Source organism: Bacteroides mucinivorans, assembly GCF_034654355.2.
Lineage (GTDB): Bacteria > Bacteroidota > Bacteroidia > Bacteroidales > Bacteroidaceae > Bacteroides > Bacteroides nordii.
Window position 1 is genome coordinate 4,257,068 of sequence record NZ_CP178179.1, and the last position, 19,254, is coordinate 4,276,321.

Here is a 19,254-nt window from a genome sequence, read left to right on the forward strand (position 1 = left end):
ACACAAGCTATTTACAGTAATACTTCGAAAGATTGTTTTAGGATTGATCACCCTCACTTCCCGCAACACTTCTTGAATTTCTTACCGCTTCCACAAGGGCAAGGATCACTTCGACCGACAGCTTTGAATGGATTCACATAGGGTTGCTGCACACCATTCACCAGATAGTCTAACTCTTTCGGAATCAAATGGCTGAAAAAACCATCCTATAAAAGACCGAACCTTTTCATCCTTGCCCTGCAATAAGGCTTTTTGAAAGCGATCCCTCATATGAGCCATACAACACGTAATTAATTGGACGTCTACAAATCAATTCAGATAAACCTCCGCATTTTCTCTATCCAGTTTCTCATACACAGAATTATTCGACTTAAACTCAGGTACCACCTGTTTCATCAGTCTCACCGTATCTTCAATCTTCACCGAGAGTGCCAACTCCGCCAGTTTATCATAAGAGGCAAGTATCTCATCCCGTTTGTATTCCCTCACTTTGGCTATACGTATTTTATAATGATCCGTCGGAATCGTATTCTCCTCATTACTCAAGACCTCCTCATAAAGCTTTTCACCGGGACGCAAACCGGTAAACTTTATTTTAATATCTTCACCCGGAATGTATCCTGCAAGGCGGATCATTTTCTCGGCCAAGTCTACAATCTTCACCGGTTCACCCATATCGAAAACAAATATCTGATTACCGGTACTCATTGTGGCTGCCTCCATCACCAAACGGCAGGCCTCGGGAATAGTCATAAAGAAACGGGTAATCCCGGGATCGGTGACGGTCACGGGGCCGCCTTCCTGTATCTGTTTTCTGAAATATGGAATCACACTGCCATTACTGCCAAGTACATTTCCAAACCGGGTAGTCACAAACTTCGTTTTTCCTTTCACCTGCCCATGTTCCATAGCAAGACCCAGACTTTGTACATAAATCTCAGCCAAGCGTTTGGAAGCTCCCATCACATTCGTCGGATTAACGGCCTTATCGGTGGAAATCATCACCATCTTCTCTACACAATATTGTACACAGAAGTCGGCAACCAACCGGGAACCAACCACATTGACCCGGACCGCTTCACAAGGATTCTCTTCCATCAAAGGAACATGTTTGTAGGCGGCCGCATGAAATACGACCTGTGGATGGAACCTCTCAAAAGCCATCTGAAGACGTTCTTTCTGGCGGACATCACCAATAAAAGGAACAAATGTCAGTTCGGGGAAAAAGCGTTCCAATTCCAGACGGAGTTCGTGCATGGGAGTTTCAGCATTATCAAACAGAATCAATTGTTTAATCCCGAAGGTAGCCAACTGGCGGCATAATTCACTGCCAATACTACCGGCAGCTCCTGTAACCAAAATGGTTTTACCTGTAAAATTCTTAATAATTTCCAGCATGTTGATCTCGATCTCATCACGCCCCAATAAATCCTCTATCCGAATTTCTCTGATGACAGTTTTCTTCAAACCATCCCCCAAAACATCAATAGGAGGAGAAACATAGTTTTTCACATTATTATCCTGACAGAATTTCACCAAATGCCCCTGCTCCTTCTGAGCATCTTCATACGAAGGAAAAATAATGCCGTTAATATTGTGTTTTTCTACAAAACACACAAAATTGGATTCATCTGCAAAATAATAAACCGGTGACTCTGATACTGAATACGCTTTAAGATTTTCATTTGGATTCACAAAGCCGACTACTTGAAAATGCTTACTTGTGTACATACGCTTCTTGAGTGCAACACTTTTATCACCGGTGCCATATACCAACACTCTAGCTTTTCTGGAAGTGAACTGTGATACAACAACATCATAAATCAAAATGAGCATAACACGAATACCCACCAAAATAGCTGTCGTTGTCAGCAGGTCAATAAAACAGCATACATACAAATATTTTGTCGGTAACCATGAGCCAATCATCATGGCAATAATTAATAGAGATAGCTCCTTCAACATTATTGCCATTTCAATTTTACCTACACTTTTTATCGATGCATGACGTATAATGTTTCTACTTACTTTCAAAAAGTGAAAAGTAAGAAAACTGATGATGCCCGAACAAACTGCAATAGTTATGATGACATTTTTCTCTACACTAATAATGAAACCATTAACAAAAAGCAGAGTAATGCATGTACCTGTAACAGACAATATTACATCAATGAATAAAACAGCCCGATAATTTACAAATTTCTTCCTTTCAAACAGGTTGTCGAAAATCTTACAAATAATACTTCTCACAATATTTTTTTTAATGTTAGTTAGCGTCCAATTTTGACGTGTAGCCCAAGGAAAGCCCCCACAAGGCGGTTCCCTAATTAATAACGTCAAAAATGATATTGATTTTTAATATTTGTTTTTAATTTAGTCCGATTGTCAAGGGCAATAAATGTTCATAATTCCTACGTCCTTTAACAATTTCGCAGAAGAATCTTTTGAAATAATCCAGCACTGCCCCCTGCATCTTGACCTAAAACGTTTCTCAAACATGCTATAAGACCGTTGGTCATAGCTGAACAAACGCACCAGACGTAAATCTTTAGACATCACTATCCTCCGGTTCACGGTTCAACTGTTGATGAATTATAGATAAAACATTCTCATTTTTACAACGCATATCGTGGAAATCACGGACAAGAAAAAAGCGGTTGAAACCTGTTATATTCAACATAAGTCCTCCAGTTTCCCTACCAGATTTTTCAAACCTTCGTAACTCAAATTCTTCTGACTGACATGCACACCGTTGCTCATACGGATATCCACCAATATACGAAGTTCGGTATGCGAAAGAACCAGGGAATCGCTTGTCGGATTCTGATTCAAAATCGATGCAGATGTTTCCACCAAATCCACCTCCGCGGGAGGGGTACCCAGGACTTGGACAGGTATTATCTTTTTTCAGGTATCCTTGTACCATTTTTCAAACAGGTTATAAGGTACTTTGTTGGACAAACAAAATTGCTCTATGGAGATTCCATTCGGAACCCCTTCTAATTTGTAACGCAAAAACAGACGTTCAAATTCATTGTAACTATACATAAACTTTACTTTTTGATTTAACGGAAGCAAAGTTCGGAGTTTTGCAACGGGTAAGTAATACGTCACTTTTAGACGCTAACGACATTCCTTACGTCATTTTGTCTTATCTGTTTTTTGTGAAACAAAAAAATAACTTATAAATTGCCAAATGGCATATATGTATTTCATACTTCACAATGGGTCCTTACATTTCCTTTGAATACTCCACCAACTTGTTGTGCATCCACTGAGGGTACTTTCCGCAAGCGGTATAAAGGATAGCCAATACAGTCCAGTTGATGAGCTTGATGTCTCCAAAGAAAGAGGCATGCTTTACATAATATACATCTAGTTTCAGCCGAATAGGTAGCACCTTCTCGTTGTACTTATCTTCCTCCTCAAACTGGTCGCCATAGATGTAGTCCCACAGACTTGACTGACTAGTCAGTCCGCAAGGAACGGTAGCAGAAATGGCATTCTCACCACCTCTGGTAATCTCCACCTGATCCACAGCAGCCGGACGAGGTCCAACAATACTCATCGTACCATTCAGGATATTCAGCAACTGTGGTAGTTCGTCAATCTTGAACTTACGCATAATCTTGCCCCACCAGAATATTCTATCCTGATCAGGACGCAATGAAGCCTCATTCGCTCCCCTTACCACACGCATAGAACGGAACTTCCACATCTTAAATTTCTTGTTATCCTTGCCCACACGATTCGCGAAATAGAACAACGGTCCCCAATCGCTAGCTAGTGTGAGCACAATACTCATAATCCAGATAGGCGAAGTGCCAATGATACCAATCAAAGCGCAAGTAAAATCAAATATGCGCTTAACTATTTTGTAAACCATATCAATAAAGTCTTACTACTGTTTCAAACGCTTCAGCATAATTGCAACCCCACTCACTACCACGAATAGTAGCAAGTCCAAGGATATACTTCATTGCTCCTTGGGTGCGGATACGAACGCATAAACCTCTATACATGCTCAGGGCTTTCACTTTAACATGTACACCTTCCAAACCTACTTCAACATAGGTATTGGGACGGAACGAATTCATCGCATTGTTAATCTTCCATTCAGTACAAGAAGGAACCTCCATATACCAAAACTCCTGCACGCGCCTCACCTCGGTCCTGCGTTGGAACAGGCGAATAATCTCTTGGCATACCATCGATATCTGAGATGGTCATTGTTCGTGTCAGCAGGATGATGAGTAATGATCACATCAGGCTCGCTCTCCTTGATGGTGCTCTCAATAAACTGTACCAACTTCAAGTGAGGCACAGTATCCATCTCAATATTCGGGAACGTACCCTCGTATTCACCCCAAGGAACTTATTAGAAGCATTGGTATCATCTTCCAGTTCATTGTCCTCTGGACGGAACGCACGAACCGCATCTACCACAGTCTTATCGAGAGTAAGTGAGTTGCACATCATATCACGAGTACTTACGTCATACTAGAAGTTCTCTACCTCAGTACGCTTCTTATCCAACTCCCCTGGAGTATCGAAAGCAATATAAGCTTTATCGTTATCGAGGAGTACCTTAACATACTTGCGATAAATATCTCTACGTTCACTCTGGCGGTAAGGGCCATGCTCACCACCGAAGCTCACACCTTCATCAAACTTGATGCCGAGCCAGTTAAAAGCCTCAATGATATACTCCTCAGTACCCGGAATAAAACGAGTAGAGTCTGTATCTTCAATACGAAAAATAAGATCACCTCCATGTTGCTTTGCATAAAGGTAATTATAGAGTGCTGTACAAACACCTCCTATATGAAGGGGGACCTGTTGGCTCGATGCAAAGCATACACGTACTTTTCTGTCATTTATATTTTGTCAATGATTTATTATTGTTTCGAGATTATCTATACATTTGCCTAGTACGAAATTCTTTTCATAATACCACCTACCTTTTCTTCCCATGTTAGCAAATTCCGACCTATTTGGTAATACTTTCTCTACAATAACATTTGCCAACGCCTTATAATCCCCAGGATCTACAGCATAACCACAATCTGCTTCTCGTATTAAATATTGAGACCCTCTACCTAACATTGCTAGTATCGGCTTACCCGCAGACATATACGACTGTACTCTTGCTGGTACAGTCATATCCAGAAACTCATAACCACCCTTTAATGTTGCTAATAACGCATCAGCTTTCTTGAAAAAAGATGGCATTGCACCACCAGGGTATCTTCCCATTAAAAATGCAATATCTGTGAGATCATTTTCTTTAATGAACGATTCTAACCATAGTTTCCTACTTCCGTCTCCTACAAAAATCCACTTAATTTCTTTATATTCCTTAAGTAAAAGCATGCATTTACCTATGGATTCAAGATTTTGTCCATCGCCCAAATTTCCAGCTAACATAATTCTAAATCCTTTAGGGAGGTTTGGTATGTTATATTGTGGATCTATTTTAGACATATCTACACTCCAATTAGGGAAGTAGACTATTTTATCGTGAAAATCTTTATTGCGGCAAATAAGTTTCTCGAAACCCTTTGATGTAATTAAAATTCTAGTAGATTTCTTATAAGTCCATTCTGTGATATAAGTAAGAATAGGTGAAACTCTCTTATACAACTTAGAGCTAACGCTCAACATTATGGAATCTGGCCAAATATCCATAATCCATGAATATACGCTTGTACTTCTTATTATACCTAATAAACAAGCAGGAATAAGTTGAGTTATTGGAGATGGTTCATGTGTAATGATGGCATCATACTTTCTTTTCCACATAAAGTAGAATATAATCCATAATATACCAGAAAAAACGAAAGATAAATAGTTAAGCGACAACCCTATAGCAGAAGCACGCCTACCTCGTGGTAGCTGCAAGCATCTATAGAAAGTAACTCCATCTTTCTTTTCTATCCTACGCTTAAATAAGTTATATCCTTTGTAATATACCCCCTCCGGATAATTAGGGATTCCAGTCAACACATCAACCTTATACCCCCTTTTCGCAAGTTCAAAAACAAGTTCATTGCTTTTGAAATTTTCAGGGTATATATATTGTGTCACTACTAAAACTCTTTTCATAACTGAAGGCGATTATCTCATATATTTTCTTATATCAAGCCCTTTCAACGAGTCCTCAAAACTTACGACATTATAATCAAAGTCATAAATACTCATCTCTGGGTCGTAGTATGAATCTGAGAACATCTTGGGTATTGGAGGTAGAAAATAACTACCCAACCATACCAATGGGTTAAACAATCGGGTAATCCAGATTTTGTGACCATTCTCTTTCGCAAAGTGGCGCACAATCTCCACCGTATCCACCAGTTCCTTGTTCTGAGGGAAGAATGTTCCGTTCATCTCGCGCACAATTATCAGCTTCACAAACTCTGCCAGATTGTCCACATGCAACATGCTTCGTTTGTTGTGCCAAGCAGGGAAGATTGGAGTCTTCGTAGCCAACCAACCCAATCGAGGCAGGTTACCCTTATTGCCCACACCATAAATCATAGGCGGACGTAAAATACACACCTTGAACGTTGGGCAATCCAAATCTTTCAGTCCATTCTCTGCCTGCAACTTAGAGTCACCATAGAAATCATTAGGATCTGGCTGAGTGTCAATCGTGGTCACGTTCGCCTTCATCGACTTCGATGCACGATACACAATTCTCGAACTCATGAAGATAAATTGCTTCACCCCCATCTCCTTCGCCCATTTTGCAATCTCAATAGTCAGATCCTTGTTTACCTTGTAATACAATGGTGCCATTTCAGGTTTAGGATTTACATGTGCAATACCTGCCACATGAAACACTACATCATATTGTGAGAAATCAGCTTTCTTCCAAGCCTCATTCATTGTATCTACCGTATCCACAAAGAATTGCTTCTCCTGTCCGTCAAATGACTTATCAAGCCAACGCTCTATCGACATGCCAACAAAACTGTTAGCACCGGTTATCAATACTCTTTTCATAAGTTTTCTTGTTATACCGAAAAATTATAGTTGTTTGCAGGCATCTATAAAATGACCAGCATATATTTTAAATTTCTCAGACATTTTCACCAATCTATCAAATGAAGCTGACGCCTGTTTTTTGTTGCTATTCTGAAATTTTGTAAACACTTTCATACCTGGAATAAAAGAGTCTCCGGTAAACAACATTCCGTCGATTTCATAGCACAAGCAAGACGGATCATACCCAGGTGTTTTAAAAATATTAAAGGATACATCCTTGAAGCCAACAGAATCACCATCATTCAAACAAACCACATTAGAATTATCCTTTATTCTAAATGAAGTTTCATGGTAGCAAGAAATATTTTCCATTGGATCATTTAATGCTATCATTCCATAACGATTGGTGTGTACATCTATTAATGGATATTCCTCTAATAATTCATTTAGTCCATAAATATGATCAAAAAGCACATGAGTCAGTAGGACTCCTTTTAGCGTGAGTCCGACCAACATAATCTTAACATCCTTATAATCTCCTACATTAATTAATAATTTTTACCACCCAAATCTGTTATTAAATAACTGATAGATGAGAATATAGAATTGATGTGATGAGTGACTTGCAACATTAAATTAGGTCATAGTTCGATAGGTTTACATCCCAGCATTTGATATTGAAAACCTCATTCTTCTTAACTGCTTTCTCGTCCAGAATCTTAGCTGTAAAGAAGAATTTCTTTGGTTCAAACTTCCTTGGAATACGAAACATGCCATTACAATTAAATAACAGCTCACCTACGTATAAAAGTAAATCAAAATTATTTGTCTCATGCTTCATGATATATCTCACTGCTTTACAATAGTTCTTAGCAGATTTTTGAGTTACGTCTATCAAAAATGCAGTACGAATACCTTCATGTACTTTTACCTTGTAGAAAAATATTACGCCATCAATATCTACTTTAGAGTATACGCCATCCATACACTTATATCTGGTCTTGTTGAAAGTTTCATCTTCCTTTGCTATTACATTTTTTTTAACATCAGAAGACGCAAACAAAGAGGATAAACCAACCCAAGCCATACAGAATAGTTCAGAGGCCCAATTAAGGAAACCCATACCTTTCTTAATACCACCTATTCTATAGGGTAAGCAATAGGTATGAAGTTTATCAACATCAAGCAAAAACTTCATTGCTGTAATAAGTGGGTGTGCATTATCATTGGGGAATCCAATAACCATTGCATAACCATCTTCCTTATATCTACAATAAGCCGTATCCATCAGTTCATAGTAATTCTCAATGCCACGATGTTCTTTAGCTATCATAGTGTCAATGTTACATATTACTTTTACGCGTTCGCCATTTACTATGTAATAACTAGGAACTCCAGAATTATGGCCTACTATCTTATCATCAACTATAAAAAGTGTATGATAAGAATAGCCCATAGGATTTTGGATATTTTGATTCTCATATTCTTGTAAAGGCCTTTCTCTTTCAAAGACAGTATTAAACAGGTTGAGAATCTGTTCCTTCTCCGCAACTGTAAGTTCAGTTGTTTTCTTTACGATGAATTTCTCCATTATTACTTATTTGCAGTGTAACATTGTAGCACCCCAACTGAGCCCTACGCCAAAACCAGCCAGCAGCACGTTACCCTTTAGGAGACCTTCTTTCTGAGCCTCATACAAAGCAATAGGTATGGTATTTGAAACTGTATTCCCAACATGTTCCATGAACACATAAAACTTTTCTTTATTTATGCACATCAACTTACGCAAATAGTTAATCATATATTTATTTGCCTGATGGAAAATCCAAAGATCCACGCCATCCTGATCCAAGTTTTCTTTCTTTAACAATTGCTCTACCATTACGGGTACAACATCCGAAGTGAAATTGAAGATCGCGCCACCATCCATGTAGAGATTATCATCCCATTTCTGTGTATCATTCCCATCCTCTGTTACACACCCCGCTTTTTTAGGCAGACGGGCACCACCTGTTTTTAACATCAGCATTTCTGCTCCTGAACCATCTGTTCCAAGAACAAATTCACCTATCTCGGCAAACCCCTCCCTTGCAACAATGGTTGCAGTTCCAGCATCACCAAAGATTGTCTGGTTACCCTTGTCTTCGGGATGGATGTATTTTGTATATGTCTCTGCAGTCAGAACCAGCACGTTAGTTGCTATACCACCTACTATCAAGCCCTTGGCAACCGCCAATCCGTATTCATAACCGGAGCATCCCAAGTTAAAATCAAAGGCACCACACGATGTCTTCAATCCCAACCTATTCTGCAATATACATGAGCTGGATGGAAGCTTATAGTCCACACTCTGCGAGCAGAGCAACAGGAAATCTACTTTCTCACGTTCCTCGGGATATTGTGCAAATAACTTTTCTGCCGCCTTATACGCTAAATCAGCTGCGGTTTCATCCTTGCCCGACAAGTGACGCTCTTTAATACCCACCTTATTGGCCACCTTTTCTGCATTCCACTCCGGGAAACGTTCCGCTATCTGTTCATTTGTTAATACGTTCTCAGGCAAGTAATAATCCACTGCCTTAATGAATGCCTTACTCATCATATTTTCTTCAACTTTGTTTTACGTTAATTTAGGGTATATCCACCATCTATCAACATTGATGTTCCTGTCATCCATTTTGTTGCATCAGATAGCATATATACAACAGCATATCCAACCTCTTCAGGCTTTCCATAACGCTTTAACGGATAACGCATTTTATCAGCCTCTATCTGTTCCATGTCTATGTCACTACCATCAAGTATTGGAGTTTCTACCATGCCTGGAGTTACAGTATTCACTCTAATCTTCTGTGGAGCTAGTTCAAGTGCAGCCGCCTTGGTGAAACCTTCCAACGCCCCCTTAGTCGCACCATATAGTGAGCCTCCAATATAACCACACTTTACTCCAGAAATAGATGAAATAAACACAACTGAACCTTCCTTTGCTAAGCACTTTTGTTGAATTATTGTTCTTAACAAACGTATAGAAGAGAAAACATTTGTGTTAAATAGTTTTTGAAGATCTTCATCCTCGGTGAACTTCAGCATCTTTGTTTCTACAACTCCCACACAGCATACCACACCGTTCACTTTCGGCAGTCTCCCGATCAGTTCTTCGATGGCATTCACGTCACTCAAATCAGCAATAATCATCTGGTGATTTTCACCCTCCAAACTTATCAGAACCTCCTCTAATCGTCTTTTGTTTCTAGCTGTGATGATACAGGTAGCTCCTGCCGCAGCACATTGCTGTGCTACGGCTTTACCAATACCTGATGATGCACCTGTTACTAAGATTGTTTTTCCTTCAAGGGAAAAAGTTGTAAGCATTACTTTTTAGATATTACTAAATTATACAGACCCTCAATAGTGTTTGTTAACTTTAACTCTGCCGGAGTTACTTTTACACCATATTTCTTACCAATCATATTTAGAACTGCCAAACCTGTCAAGCTACTCCATTCTTCGAAGTCACGAAATTCGCTTTCAGCCTTAAACTCACATGCATCTGTCTCATCAAACTGATCTGCAAAATCTGCGATAAATTCTTTGATTTCCATTTTGTTAAATTTTAAATTATTTTTAATTGAAATTTTATATTTCTATCTTTTACATCTTGTTAAAGTCAGTAATTCATTATATAAATTGACATATTTCTGATAACTATCCCTCACATCATAGTGCACCTGGACGTGACGAACACAGTTTACAGAATAGACATTAGTCTTATTTTTCCTAATTTTCTTAATACAAAAATAAGCCTTTTTGTAATCACCATCGGGAACCACAAAACCTGTAGAGTTCGTAATATGATACGGTGGAGCAGAATTATTATATACAACTGCAGGTGTTCCACATGCCATTGCTTCAATTATTGTCAATCCAAATGTTTCTGCTTTTGAAAAACTGACAAAAACATTAGCCCGAGTGTAGGCCGCAGTTAATTCCTCAGTTGAATTAGTACGTTCGAGCCCGATAATATTATTCGGTAATTGCTGTATCATCTTTCGTGGCAATCCTATTAGTAGAATCTTCTCATCTTGTTCTAACATTTTGCTTAATTCCACAAAATCTTCAAATCCTTTTCCAACATCCCATTGAGAGGCAACGCCTAATATTAAAAAATCATTACTTCCTATCATTGAATGATTAAATCCTACAGTAGGCTTAAAAACATTCAAATCAACACCGTTATTAATCACAACATGTTTTTTTTTGCGAAGGAATGAAATTGACAAATATTTGTCAACCCATTCTGATACTGAGACAATTGTTAAATTAGGGTTTTGGGAGAATAATTTTTTTTTCTTTAAGTAGTTCCTTCTAGAAAAATCTGAAATAGAAGAAGGGTATTCTTTATGTAAAGGACAATTAAAACAAAGCTCCTTCCATTTGTAACAACCTATACCACAAAAATGAAAACAATGTCCTGTAATCGCCCAAAAATCATGAAATGTCCAAACAACCTTAACATCTGTGTTGTTAAGATAGCCAAATAAAATATCATAATTCAAAACATATCCATGGATGTTATGTAGGTGTATGATGTCTGGCCTTGACAATTCTATAAATTTAATGAGTTCACGGGTTGCTCGACGCATACTTAAGCCAGCACGATCTAAAAGGCGAGTTTCAAGAACCGCAAATAGAACATCGAACTTGTTACCTATACGAAATAGATTGGAACTAGATGAATTTGCAATTCGTGAATAGGCGATATAAGTATCCCAACCGGATTTCTGTGCTGCCAAGTTAATACCTTCTGCAATGCGTCCTGTAGAGCCCCAATTAGCTGATACATTTATTTGTAAAACTTTAGGCATATTTGATTAACAACTAAAGTGATGTCTTTTCGTACGGTTCTTAATAACATCTAAACCTCCAAAGAGGATACATTTCAAACGGAAAGTAGAACTATCTTGTACAAGATTTCTGCAAATAATATTTTCATTAGGATCATAACTGCCAGGTACACTAATGTAAATTTTAGTATAACCAGCTTTAGTCGACTCATCAATAACCTTTTGTGAATAGTTGCCACAAGGATAACATATTGAATCTATCTCAGAGTTGAGATGAGCCGATATTATTGCTCGAGAATCAGCTAATTCTTTTACAAGAACGCAATCGTCAACATCTGTTAAAACTACATGATTGTATGTGTGACTTTGAAAGTTAAATCCTTTCTCTTTTAAAAATAATATTTGTTCCCAGTTGAGATAGCCGTGTTTGCCAACTAATCCAGGAGCTATGAAGACTGTAGGAAATATATTATTATTTATAAAAAAATCTTTTGTATCCCAAAGCCCCAACCAGCCATCATCGAAACATAAGTGAATCTCAGAATCATAAATAGGTAAACGATTTACTATCTTGAAACCATTTTTTTTTATTACTGAAATATGGGACATAAACAGTTCCAAACTAGTACCCATATCTGTATACTGTACTTTGTCAAAAACATCATGGTAGTATATAATCTTACCATGTTGATTTTTGTTAAAAAATGAATGGATTGCAATTAATATTGTTTTAATTATTTGTTTCATCGTCTTATTATAGGCTTTATTATCAGTTTAAAAAAATAAAAAAAGGACTTAAAAGTCTGACTTATACCTCCACATATAGTTTTACTATATGATAACCTATATAACAAAGAAAGCTCTGGCTTAAAATTATTAATCTTATAATCATAGCCACCTCTACCAAAATTAATCTCATAATTAGAAGATATCGTGGAACACTTATTTATAATATAATGTGTATTGTTCCACAAATTATACTTTGGCTCTGTATACAATATTACCCACCTCACAGAGATATTCTCGTTAAAAAAGACCATACCAGCAGAAACAGGATTACCTTCTTCTTCTAGTATACCAATTTCTATAAGATTACTATCAAAACAAGACTCAACAAAAGACCAAAAAGAATCGTTAAACGTGTTAGCAGATCGAAGCCCCTTTTTTACCATTATGCTAGAAATCTCAAGAAGTTGCTTCTTCGGGAACTGGTGTTCTAACTTTTTTTTGAACATTTGGAATGTATACTCCCTAGTAGTTGCTACGATTTTTTTGAGTTTTTTCTTTTTGTCATTATTTAAATTGCAAAAATTATCGTAAACATTTGCCAAAGGACAACAACTTAAATATGAATATTCATTAATGCAGTATATTAGCGATGATCTAGAATAAATTCTAAAATATGGCAAAAGAAGTGAATCTGGTCGAATATTATCAAGAGTAATAGACTTTACATTGTCATCATGCTGAATGAAATCGAAAAGTTCGGAAAAAACATCGTGTTTCTTCGCATTTTCATCGATAATAATATCACAAAAGTCTGTATTTCTATCATTAATAAAACTTAACTCCCCCAAATACAAATATGTAGGTAATATTGCCTGAAGTTGATTATTAGGATTTCTATAACATAATAAATATAGTTCAACCTTCCTTTTTTGAATGTAATCAAATGAGATTTTATTATATGCATAAGATTGGAATACTGAATAATTACCATAATTATACAATCTGTTCCAATCTGTTTCTATATTAGCAAAGCTATTTTCTACTCGTATCATTTTTTAGCTGTTTAGAATTACAAACACAACGTGATAGTATTAAGAAAAATGCGAAGCTTGTTCTATATGAGAACAATACTGTTGATGAAATTATCCAAAAGAATAGTAATATAGCTATAATATTTATACCTCTTAACTTACCTATTGTTTTTATCAAAAATGTGAAATATACAACTATGAAAAAATATCCATAAAAATACACTGCATTGCCCCATTCTGAATCGAACTGACTAAACGGCGTATGATAAACCGTACATATAGAATCTACATCAAAATTTCCGACAAGAATTTGTCTCGCCTCTGTAACAATATTATTGTAATACGCAAAATTTGCGTATTTATATACGATGCTGCCTCCGTCACTTGTCCCATCCTTTATATCAAACATACGAAATTGACTTGAAAAAATCTCGGATACACAATAGAAAGTAATGATAATAAATACAGCTGGAAGAAAGATTGTTTTTATAGATACTTGTTGTTTCTTCCTTAAAAAAAGCATCAAAGCAACAGTAGCAAATACAATAACAAAACCAGTTCTACTACCAGAAAGCAACGCAGAGGAAAACACTATCGCCCAAAAAGGAAGTTGTAATTTTATAGGTGTTTTAAGATTCTCAATAGCATAAATAATTGAGCACATTGAGATATATTTCATACATTGATTTGAGTTATGAAATAGACCACCAAATCGAATATTCTGCAAATCGCTCAATGATGCTGCATTAGCAGAATGTTCTAAAAGATAATCAGTAGATTCTGAAACCACATCCCCAGTATATGGATATAAAAAATCCATAATACTTATTATTACTCCTATACCATATACAAAAGCTAATTGCGATAACAAAATTACTACTACTATTATATATATATATACGTTTCTAAATTGGACATTCCCGATATATGGAAAGAGAACCAGTAATTCAATGATGTAGATTCCTCTAATTATTGACTTAAAATCTATTGGAATGCCATAGAACATATTCCAACATAAAGATAAGACAATCAAAAGCACCATTATTATTTGAAAGGGGGATGGTACTTCTGTTTTAGGAAACTTAAATGCTAAATATAACAGTAGTATAGGATTTACAATATACAAAATTCCAATGTGTGGAAGCAAAACAGATATTATCAATATAATGCCTGCTAACCTTTCTTGTGGCGTAAATTCAGTATAATGTGCCGAGATTTGTTTAAATAAACTCATCTAATGCCTTTTTAAGAGATTCTAAGAAGCCTGTGCCATATTTTAAATCAGGCTCAATATAATTACCTTCCCCCCATTCGTTCCATGAACGCAAGAATACTATTCGCTGTGGTTGTGGCTTATCTTTTACAAAATTCAGCACTTTCTTCATATATTTATAGAAAGCTTCAGGAGTAGAATCCGTTAAGATTAATCCATTTCTTTTTGAGCGAGGCGAGTGATCCCAATTAGGTATAATAGATGGAATAGTAGCGATATCTTTGTCCAACGATTTACAGTAATAATCAAGTGCTTCGCTATACTTGTATGTGATAGGTATATTAAAACATTTTTTGCCTATATAATGAATTGCTCTAAACAAGAAACTCTTTTCTTCATGAATGGTTAACACAATAGTATATATTGCACTAAATCCCATGTCTACAATTTTCTTTTTATCTCTGATGGCACCTTGTGCTACAAAATAGAAACCATCTATACCGTTCTCTTTTGCCAATCTATTCCATGTATTAATAAATCTACTAGTATATGGCATGTCAAATGGTGAGTAGATAACAAACAAGGGCTTTCCATTTATACGGATATAGCGTTCATCCATAAATGCAGGTAGCAAATGATAGAAGTGCTTAATATCGTCCTCTTCGCCAAGATACTTCTGCTCAATTAAAAGTTTATCTTCCTTTCCCGGTTCCCAAGTCTTATTATACCAAGAATGATTAGCCCATGCAAGACAGAAAGGAAAATCAGGCTTCTTAGATTCAACAACTTCGTTGAAAGGGCGCTCGAGGAGCTGTTTACCATCACCGAACCAATAATGCCAATAACAAAAACCCTCAACACCATACTTTTTGGCCATCTCGGCTTGGGCCTCTCTTGTCTCAGGTACTCGAAGATCATAATAACCCAAATCTGCAGGAACTCGAGGTTGATAATGCCCTCTAAACAAAGGCTGAGCTCTACCTACATTCGTCCATTCTGTAAATCCTTTGCCATACCATTCATCATTCTCAGGAATTGGATGGAATTGTGGTAAATAAAATGCTATAACTCGCACGGATTTTTTTTCTTTCTTATCCATATTTATTTATTTTTCATTTTGTATATACACATATTGATTGATTGTCTCTCAGCGCGTGTCATACCTATGGCATAAATAATTAATACTGAAAATAATATTGATACAAATGTTATTGCTATTAGTCTAATAATAGAATCTGAGAATATAACACAGATGAATAATGGAATGGTAACTGATGTTAAAGTCACTATAAAAATCCGGAACAAAACATTCTTACAATAATCAAATATGTGCATACCTGTAAGCTTTACCATATACATTATGCGTTGTACTTGCGTGAGCAAAGTCACAACTGTAGATATTATCAACACAGAATATGCATCATATCCCAATTTGATAAACAGAATACTTAATGGTATGGTTAGTAATAAAACTATTGAAATTGCAATATTATATCCCTTAATCACTCCAGTTGCTTGAATCGAAGTCACCAAAGGTGTGCAAAGAGCTTCTATCAGAGCCATAAGAATCAAAATTCTTGAAAATCCCAAGGTATATGCGGGATATTCACCAAGCCAAATATCAAGAATACAAGGAAGTTCAATAATACAGGGAATCGCGACAATCATCAATAAGAAATAAGAGTATTTCGAAGATAAATATACGAGTTCGAACATACGCTCCTTGTTATTTTCAGCATATTTCTTTACTATTTGAGGTTGTACTGCCAATAAGAAACTGCTTACAAATTGATTTACTGCACTATAAATCTGATTAGCAACAGCAAAGGCTGCATTAATTATAGGCCCGAAAAATGAATTTAGGACAACCACTATACCTTGAGCTTTAATAACAGCTGAAAAAACGCCTAATGTATTCCAACCTAAATATTTCGTTAACTCCTTGTATGTATCTTTATGCCAGTATAGTTGAAGCTCACACTCAGGAAACCGCTTTACTGAATAAGTTGCATAGACGATTAGCTTAATGACTGAAACCAAAAATAAAAGAATTGAATACACCACTAAACTATCAAAATCCACATACAACAAAAGAAATACAACAAGCAGCTTGAGGATCACTTCCAAGATACTAATATATGCGTAAATAGACATCTTCTCCCTAGAAATAATCACTGAATTAAAAGGTATCTGAATAAAACTAACAACGAGTGTTAATATTGAGAAATGGAAAACCCCCATTGTTGCATCCATACGATCTGATGGAATTCGTAAACATTTTTCAATGAACCATTCCCCAGACACTTCAGCAATAATTGCTATTATTAAGCCAATAATACCATATATTATTAGGAGAGAGTTAAACAATTGTCGCAACCGTAATCCATCTCCCTTGCCAAGGTAATATGAGAAATATCTTTGGGAAACAGATGTCAACGTATTACTTAAGAATGCAAATATTGCAATAACGCCACCAATTGTGTTATAGATACCATAATCGACAAAACCTAGTATTTGAAGAGTTACTCTAACAGTGTATAGAGTTACTATCATTATTAAAAATGTTCTCAAATATAAAAGGAGACTATTTTGAGCAATCGTCTTATTTTCAGATTCCATTTCAGTCGGCCATTTTTGTTAATTGTGCATCAAGAAAGTCAACCTTAGCTTTTAAAGATTCCATATCATACTCCCACCATTTTTGATCTTGAAGAAACGCTATTTGTTGTTCATTAAATCTCTTTCTAATTATTTTAGCCGGATTACCAGCTACGACTGTATACGGTGGAACATCATGGGTAACAACACTTCCTGCTCCTATAATTGCTCCGTCACCTATTTGCTTGACAGCAGGGCAAATAATAACACCGCTTCCGGTCCAAACATCATTACCAATTTTCAAAGGAGGCCTATCTAGCATGTCTTTGCTAGTATATTTGAAAATAGGATTATATAGAAATGGATGAGTGGTAAATCTATTTGAAGGATGGTTCGCTCTAAACACTTTTAAACCCGAACCAATACTACAATACCGGCCAAAAGAGATATGACAAGGTTGAGGGAAATTTACATGATGAAAACACCCACCATAAGTACCGTATCCAATTTCGAGACCATAATACTTTTTATACAAATATCGCAAAGAAGTAGAATATGAATATCCACCCTCAATCCTCAGTAATATCTTTTCAATAATGCGACGTAGATATCCATTGTTTATAGAATACAGTTTTATGAAAAGATTGTTCATTTCGATAACCAATTATTAAGTCGTTGCTTTGCCCCCAGGGCCTCTTTTATCCCCCGCAATATATTATACTGAGCACACAGTCGGATTAGCGATAAATCCTTCAAATTAAACAATCTACCAGTAGTAAAATTAACAAATGCAAGCTTATATCCGCTAGAAAGTCTTTTCCTGACATGATTTGGCTGTACATAATTGAGCATAGACTCTTCCATCAAGTCTGCTTCTATGTAAGTGTCACTTAGCATAGAGTCAAAAATAACTTTAGACTTAGAAGATCTAAGTAACACACAACTTACTCCTGGTCTGTCTGCAAAACTAATTTTGCCATTCTCATAGACCCATGAATCGCAAACTGAAATATCTGCAATAGTGCCAACACTATCTGGACAAACCTTACACCTATAATGGATATCTTTACCTAGATAATTCATCCATGCATCCTCATAAGTTTTTATGTTGCAAGAACTATCATCATAGATGATTGTAAAATCCCCTGGCCACCCATTTCCTCTATATTGATATCTAGATATTCCTTGTGTGTTTTTAAACGAATCAGCTATCTTTATTGAAGCGTTATATGATGGCATACCTGCACAGAATATACAGATTGTGCAATATATTCTATCCTTGTAATTTGGATATTCTTTGATAAAATTGTTTAGGCAAAGGATATCGCATGACTTTCCTACAAAGACGTACTTTTTGTTGTCTAAATCAAGTATTTGTTTGATTTCACTAAACACTAGGGCTGGAGCATAGCGTGACGAACAATTATTAATTATTTCCTCTTTTGTAAACGAAGCCTTTAACTTGTTTTCAATAGGTGAACCATCAACCAAACCAACATGTAACACACCGTTTACTAATCCTTTTTCCAAAAGATAGATACATGTCGAAGTTACAAAACCTCCGCTTGAAGCCTTATACCTTATATTAGAATCAGTACTATAGGTATTATAGACACCTACATTATGTCCCCAAATATTAGAGTCACCAACTCCTGATATTGAAACAGAAGGACAACAAGAGGCCAACTTAGCCTCTAATCGAGTATCGCGCATAGAACTTTCAGGGACATCAACAGAGTAAAATCCATTCGGTTTTAAAGATAGTTTATAACCTTTCTCTTTCCCTAATGATTCGCATAAACCGCACCCCATGCATAGTTTATAGCCTATTATTTTATCAAATTTGCTCATA

General features: G+C 36.3%; 19 protein-coding genes and 3 pseudogenes. All 22 read right to left on the reverse strand.

The genetic code is table 11. The annotated features are described in order from the left end of the window. Positions 1 to 53: 53 nt before the first annotated feature. Positions 54 to 161, reverse strand: a complete 108-nt coding sequence (locus VCM39_RS16395; protein ID WP_413544845.1) for an SEC-C metal-binding domain-containing protein — start codon at positions 159 to 161, stop codon at positions 54 to 56. A 148-nt stretch (positions 162 to 309) separates the two neighbouring features. Further along, positions 310 to 2,250 (reverse strand): polysaccharide biosynthesis protein, encoded by a 1,941-nt coding sequence (locus tag VCM39_RS16400; protein ID WP_413544810.1) that lies wholly within the window; start codon positions 2,248 to 2,250, stop codon positions 310 to 312. A 298-nt stretch (positions 2,251 to 2,548) separates the two neighbouring features. After that, positions 2,549 to 2,680: a hypothetical protein gene (locus tag VCM39_RS16405; RefSeq protein ID WP_407934720.1), complete on the reverse strand. Its 132-nt coding sequence runs from the start codon at positions 2,678 to 2,680 to the stop codon at positions 2,549 to 2,551. Further along, positions 2,674 to 3,048 (reverse strand): annotated as a pseudogene (locus tag VCM39_RS16410) (hypothetical protein). Before VCM39_RS16410 ends, VCM39_RS16405 begins: the two are co-directional and overlap by 7 nt. Positions 3,049 to 3,232: 184 nt before the next feature. Continuing rightward, a complete protein-coding gene (locus tag VCM39_RS16415; protein ID WP_322934201.1) occupies positions 3,233 to 3,886 on the reverse strand; it encodes a sugar transferase in 654 nt (217 codons plus the stop codon). A 1-nt stretch (position 3,887) separates the two neighbouring features. Then, a pseudogene (locus tag VCM39_RS16420) lies at positions 3,888 to 4,431 on the reverse strand (PIG-L deacetylase family protein); the annotation flags it as partial. Then, a pseudogene (locus VCM39_RS16425) lies at positions 4,405 to 4,881 on the reverse strand (glutamate--tRNA ligase family protein); the annotation flags it as partial. The pseudogenes VCM39_RS16425 and VCM39_RS16420, both read right to left, overlap by 27 nt. A gap of 6 nt (positions 4,882 to 4,887) precedes the next feature. Continuing rightward, the gene (locus VCM39_RS16430) at positions 4,888 to 6,105 is read right to left on the reverse strand and encodes a glycosyltransferase family 4 protein (RefSeq protein ID WP_322934198.1); all 1,218 of its coding nucleotides are present in this window, start codon (positions 6,103 to 6,105) and stop codon (positions 4,888 to 4,890) included. A 12-nt stretch (positions 6,106 to 6,117) separates the two neighbouring features. Further along, positions 6,118 to 7,005, reverse strand: a complete 888-nt coding sequence (locus VCM39_RS16435) for an NAD-dependent epimerase/dehydratase family protein (protein ID WP_279209741.1) — start codon at positions 7,003 to 7,005, stop codon at positions 6,118 to 6,120. A 24-nt stretch (positions 7,006 to 7,029) separates the two neighbouring features. Continuing rightward, on the reverse strand, positions 7,030 to 7,503 hold the full coding sequence (locus VCM39_RS16440; protein WP_322934197.1) for an MBL fold metallo-hydrolase: 474 nt from the start codon (positions 7,501 to 7,503) through the stop codon (positions 7,030 to 7,032). Positions 7,504 to 7,618: 115 nt separating this feature from the next. Then, entirely contained in the window at positions 7,619 to 8,578 is a 960-nt protein-coding gene (locus VCM39_RS16445; RefSeq protein ID WP_322934196.1) for a GNAT family N-acetyltransferase, read from the reverse strand. Between the two features lie 6 nt (positions 8,579 to 8,584). Further along, a complete protein-coding gene (locus VCM39_RS16450; protein WP_323674050.1) occupies positions 8,585 to 9,586 on the reverse strand; it encodes a ketoacyl-ACP synthase III in 1,002 nt (333 codons plus the stop codon). A gap of 26 nt (positions 9,587 to 9,612) precedes the next feature. After that, complete coding sequence (locus VCM39_RS16455; RefSeq protein ID WP_322934194.1) at positions 9,613 to 10,359, reverse strand: SDR family oxidoreductase; 747 nt, start codon at positions 10,357 to 10,359, stop codon at positions 9,613 to 9,615. Further along, positions 10,359 to 10,589 (reverse strand): phosphopantetheine-binding protein, encoded by a 231-nt coding sequence (locus VCM39_RS16460; RefSeq protein ID WP_279209737.1) that lies wholly within the window; start codon positions 10,587 to 10,589, stop codon positions 10,359 to 10,361. The genes VCM39_RS16455 and VCM39_RS16460 overlap by 1 nt, the downstream gene beginning before the upstream one ends. A gap of 42 nt (positions 10,590 to 10,631) precedes the next feature. Further along, positions 10,632 to 11,852 (reverse strand): glycosyltransferase, encoded by a 1,221-nt coding sequence (locus VCM39_RS16465; protein ID WP_322934193.1) that lies wholly within the window; start codon positions 11,850 to 11,852, stop codon positions 10,632 to 10,634. A gap of 6 nt (positions 11,853 to 11,858) precedes the next feature. After that, complete coding sequence (locus VCM39_RS16470; RefSeq protein ID WP_322934192.1) at positions 11,859 to 12,578, reverse strand: polysaccharide deacetylase family protein; 720 nt, start codon at positions 12,576 to 12,578, stop codon at positions 11,859 to 11,861. Beyond that, positions 12,575 to 13,612, reverse strand: a complete 1,038-nt coding sequence (locus VCM39_RS16475) for a hypothetical protein (protein ID WP_322934191.1) — start codon at positions 13,610 to 13,612, stop codon at positions 12,575 to 12,577. The genes VCM39_RS16470 and VCM39_RS16475 overlap by 4 nt, the downstream gene beginning before the upstream one ends. Further along, positions 13,593 to 14,825, reverse strand: coding sequence for a hypothetical protein (locus tag VCM39_RS16480; RefSeq protein WP_322934190.1), 1,233 nt, complete (start codon positions 14,823 to 14,825; stop codon positions 13,593 to 13,595). Before VCM39_RS16480 ends, VCM39_RS16475 begins: the two co-directional genes overlap by 20 nt. After that, complete coding sequence (locus VCM39_RS16485) at positions 14,812 to 15,903, reverse strand: glycoside hydrolase family 99-like domain-containing protein (RefSeq protein WP_322934189.1); 1,092 nt, start codon at positions 15,901 to 15,903, stop codon at positions 14,812 to 14,814. The genes VCM39_RS16480 and VCM39_RS16485 overlap by 14 nt, the downstream gene beginning before the upstream one ends. Before the next feature lie 2 nt (positions 15,904 to 15,905). Further along, complete coding sequence (locus VCM39_RS16490) at positions 15,906 to 17,423, reverse strand: hypothetical protein (protein WP_322934188.1); 1,518 nt, start codon at positions 17,421 to 17,423, stop codon at positions 15,906 to 15,908. Between the two features lies 1 nt (position 17,424). Continuing rightward, the gene (locus VCM39_RS16495) at positions 17,425 to 18,054 is read right to left on the reverse strand and encodes a CatB-related O-acetyltransferase (protein ID WP_322934187.1); all 630 of its coding nucleotides are present in this window, start codon (positions 18,052 to 18,054) and stop codon (positions 17,425 to 17,427) included. Then, positions 18,051 to 19,253, reverse strand: a complete 1,203-nt coding sequence (locus VCM39_RS16500) for a Coenzyme F420 hydrogenase/dehydrogenase, beta subunit C-terminal domain (RefSeq protein WP_322934186.1) — start codon at positions 19,251 to 19,253, stop codon at positions 18,051 to 18,053. The genes VCM39_RS16495 and VCM39_RS16500 overlap by 4 nt, the downstream gene beginning before the upstream one ends. Position 19,254 lies beyond the last annotated feature (1 nt).

What these genes read in the sequence shown, in the direction of transcription:
- VCM39_RS16490 (WP_322934188.1), bottom strand. Translation starts at nt 17,423, where the DNA reads ATGGAATCTGAAAATAAGACGATTGCTCAAAATAGTCTCCTTTTATAT.
- VCM39_RS16415 (WP_322934201.1), bottom strand. Translation starts at nt 3,886, where the DNA reads ATGGTTTACAAAATAGTTAAGCGCATATTTGATTTTACTTGCGCTTTG.
- VCM39_RS16435 (WP_279209741.1), bottom strand. Translation starts at nt 7,005, where the DNA reads ATGAAAAGAGTATTGATAACCGGTGCTAACAGTTTTGTTGGCATGTCG.
- VCM39_RS16480 (WP_322934190.1), bottom strand. Translation starts at nt 14,825, where the DNA reads ATGAGTTTATTTAAACAAATCTCGGCACATTATACTGAATTTACGCCA.
- VCM39_RS16460 (WP_279209737.1), bottom strand. Translation starts at nt 10,589, where the DNA reads ATGGAAATCAAAGAATTTATCGCAGATTTTGCAGATCAGTTTGATGAG.
- VCM39_RS16440 (WP_322934197.1), bottom strand. Translation starts at nt 7,503, where the DNA reads ATGTTGGTCGGACTCACGCTAAAAGGAGTCCTACTGACTCATGTGCTT.
- VCM39_RS16470 (WP_322934192.1), bottom strand. Translation starts at nt 12,578, where the DNA reads ATGAAACAAATAATTAAAACAATATTAATTGCAATCCATTCATTTTTT.
- VCM39_RS16495 (WP_322934187.1), bottom strand. Translation starts at nt 18,054, where the DNA reads ATGAACAATCTTTTCATAAAACTGTATTCTATAAACAATGGATATCTA.
- VCM39_RS16500 (WP_322934186.1), bottom strand. Translation starts at nt 19,253, where the DNA reads ATGAGCAAATTTGATAAAATAATAGGCTATAAACTATGCATGGGGTGC.
- VCM39_RS16405 (WP_407934720.1), bottom strand. Translation starts at nt 2,680, where the DNA reads ATGTTGAATATAACAGGTTTCAACCGCTTTTTTCTTGTCCGTGATTTC.
- VCM39_RS16445 (WP_322934196.1), bottom strand. Translation starts at nt 8,578, where the DNA reads ATGGAGAAATTCATCGTAAAGAAAACAACTGAACTTACAGTTGCGGAG.
- VCM39_RS16485 (WP_322934189.1), bottom strand. Translation starts at nt 15,903, where the DNA reads ATGGATAAGAAAGAAAAAAAATCCGTGCGAGTTATAGCATTTTATTTA.
- VCM39_RS16430 (WP_322934198.1), bottom strand. Translation starts at nt 6,105, where the DNA reads ATGAAAAGAGTTTTAGTAGTGACACAATATATATACCCTGAAAATTTC.
- VCM39_RS16450 (WP_323674050.1), bottom strand. Translation starts at nt 9,586, where the DNA reads ATGAGTAAGGCATTCATTAAGGCAGTGGATTATTACTTGCCTGAGAAC.
- VCM39_RS16455 (WP_322934194.1), bottom strand. Translation starts at nt 10,359, where the DNA reads ATGCTTACAACTTTTTCCCTTGAAGGAAAAACAATCTTAGTAACAGGT.
- VCM39_RS16465 (WP_322934193.1), bottom strand. Translation starts at nt 11,852, where the DNA reads ATGCCTAAAGTTTTACAAATAAATGTATCAGCTAATTGGGGCTCTACA.
- VCM39_RS16475 (WP_322934191.1), bottom strand. Translation starts at nt 13,612, where the DNA reads ATGATACGAGTAGAAAATAGCTTTGCTAATATAGAAACAGATTGGAAC.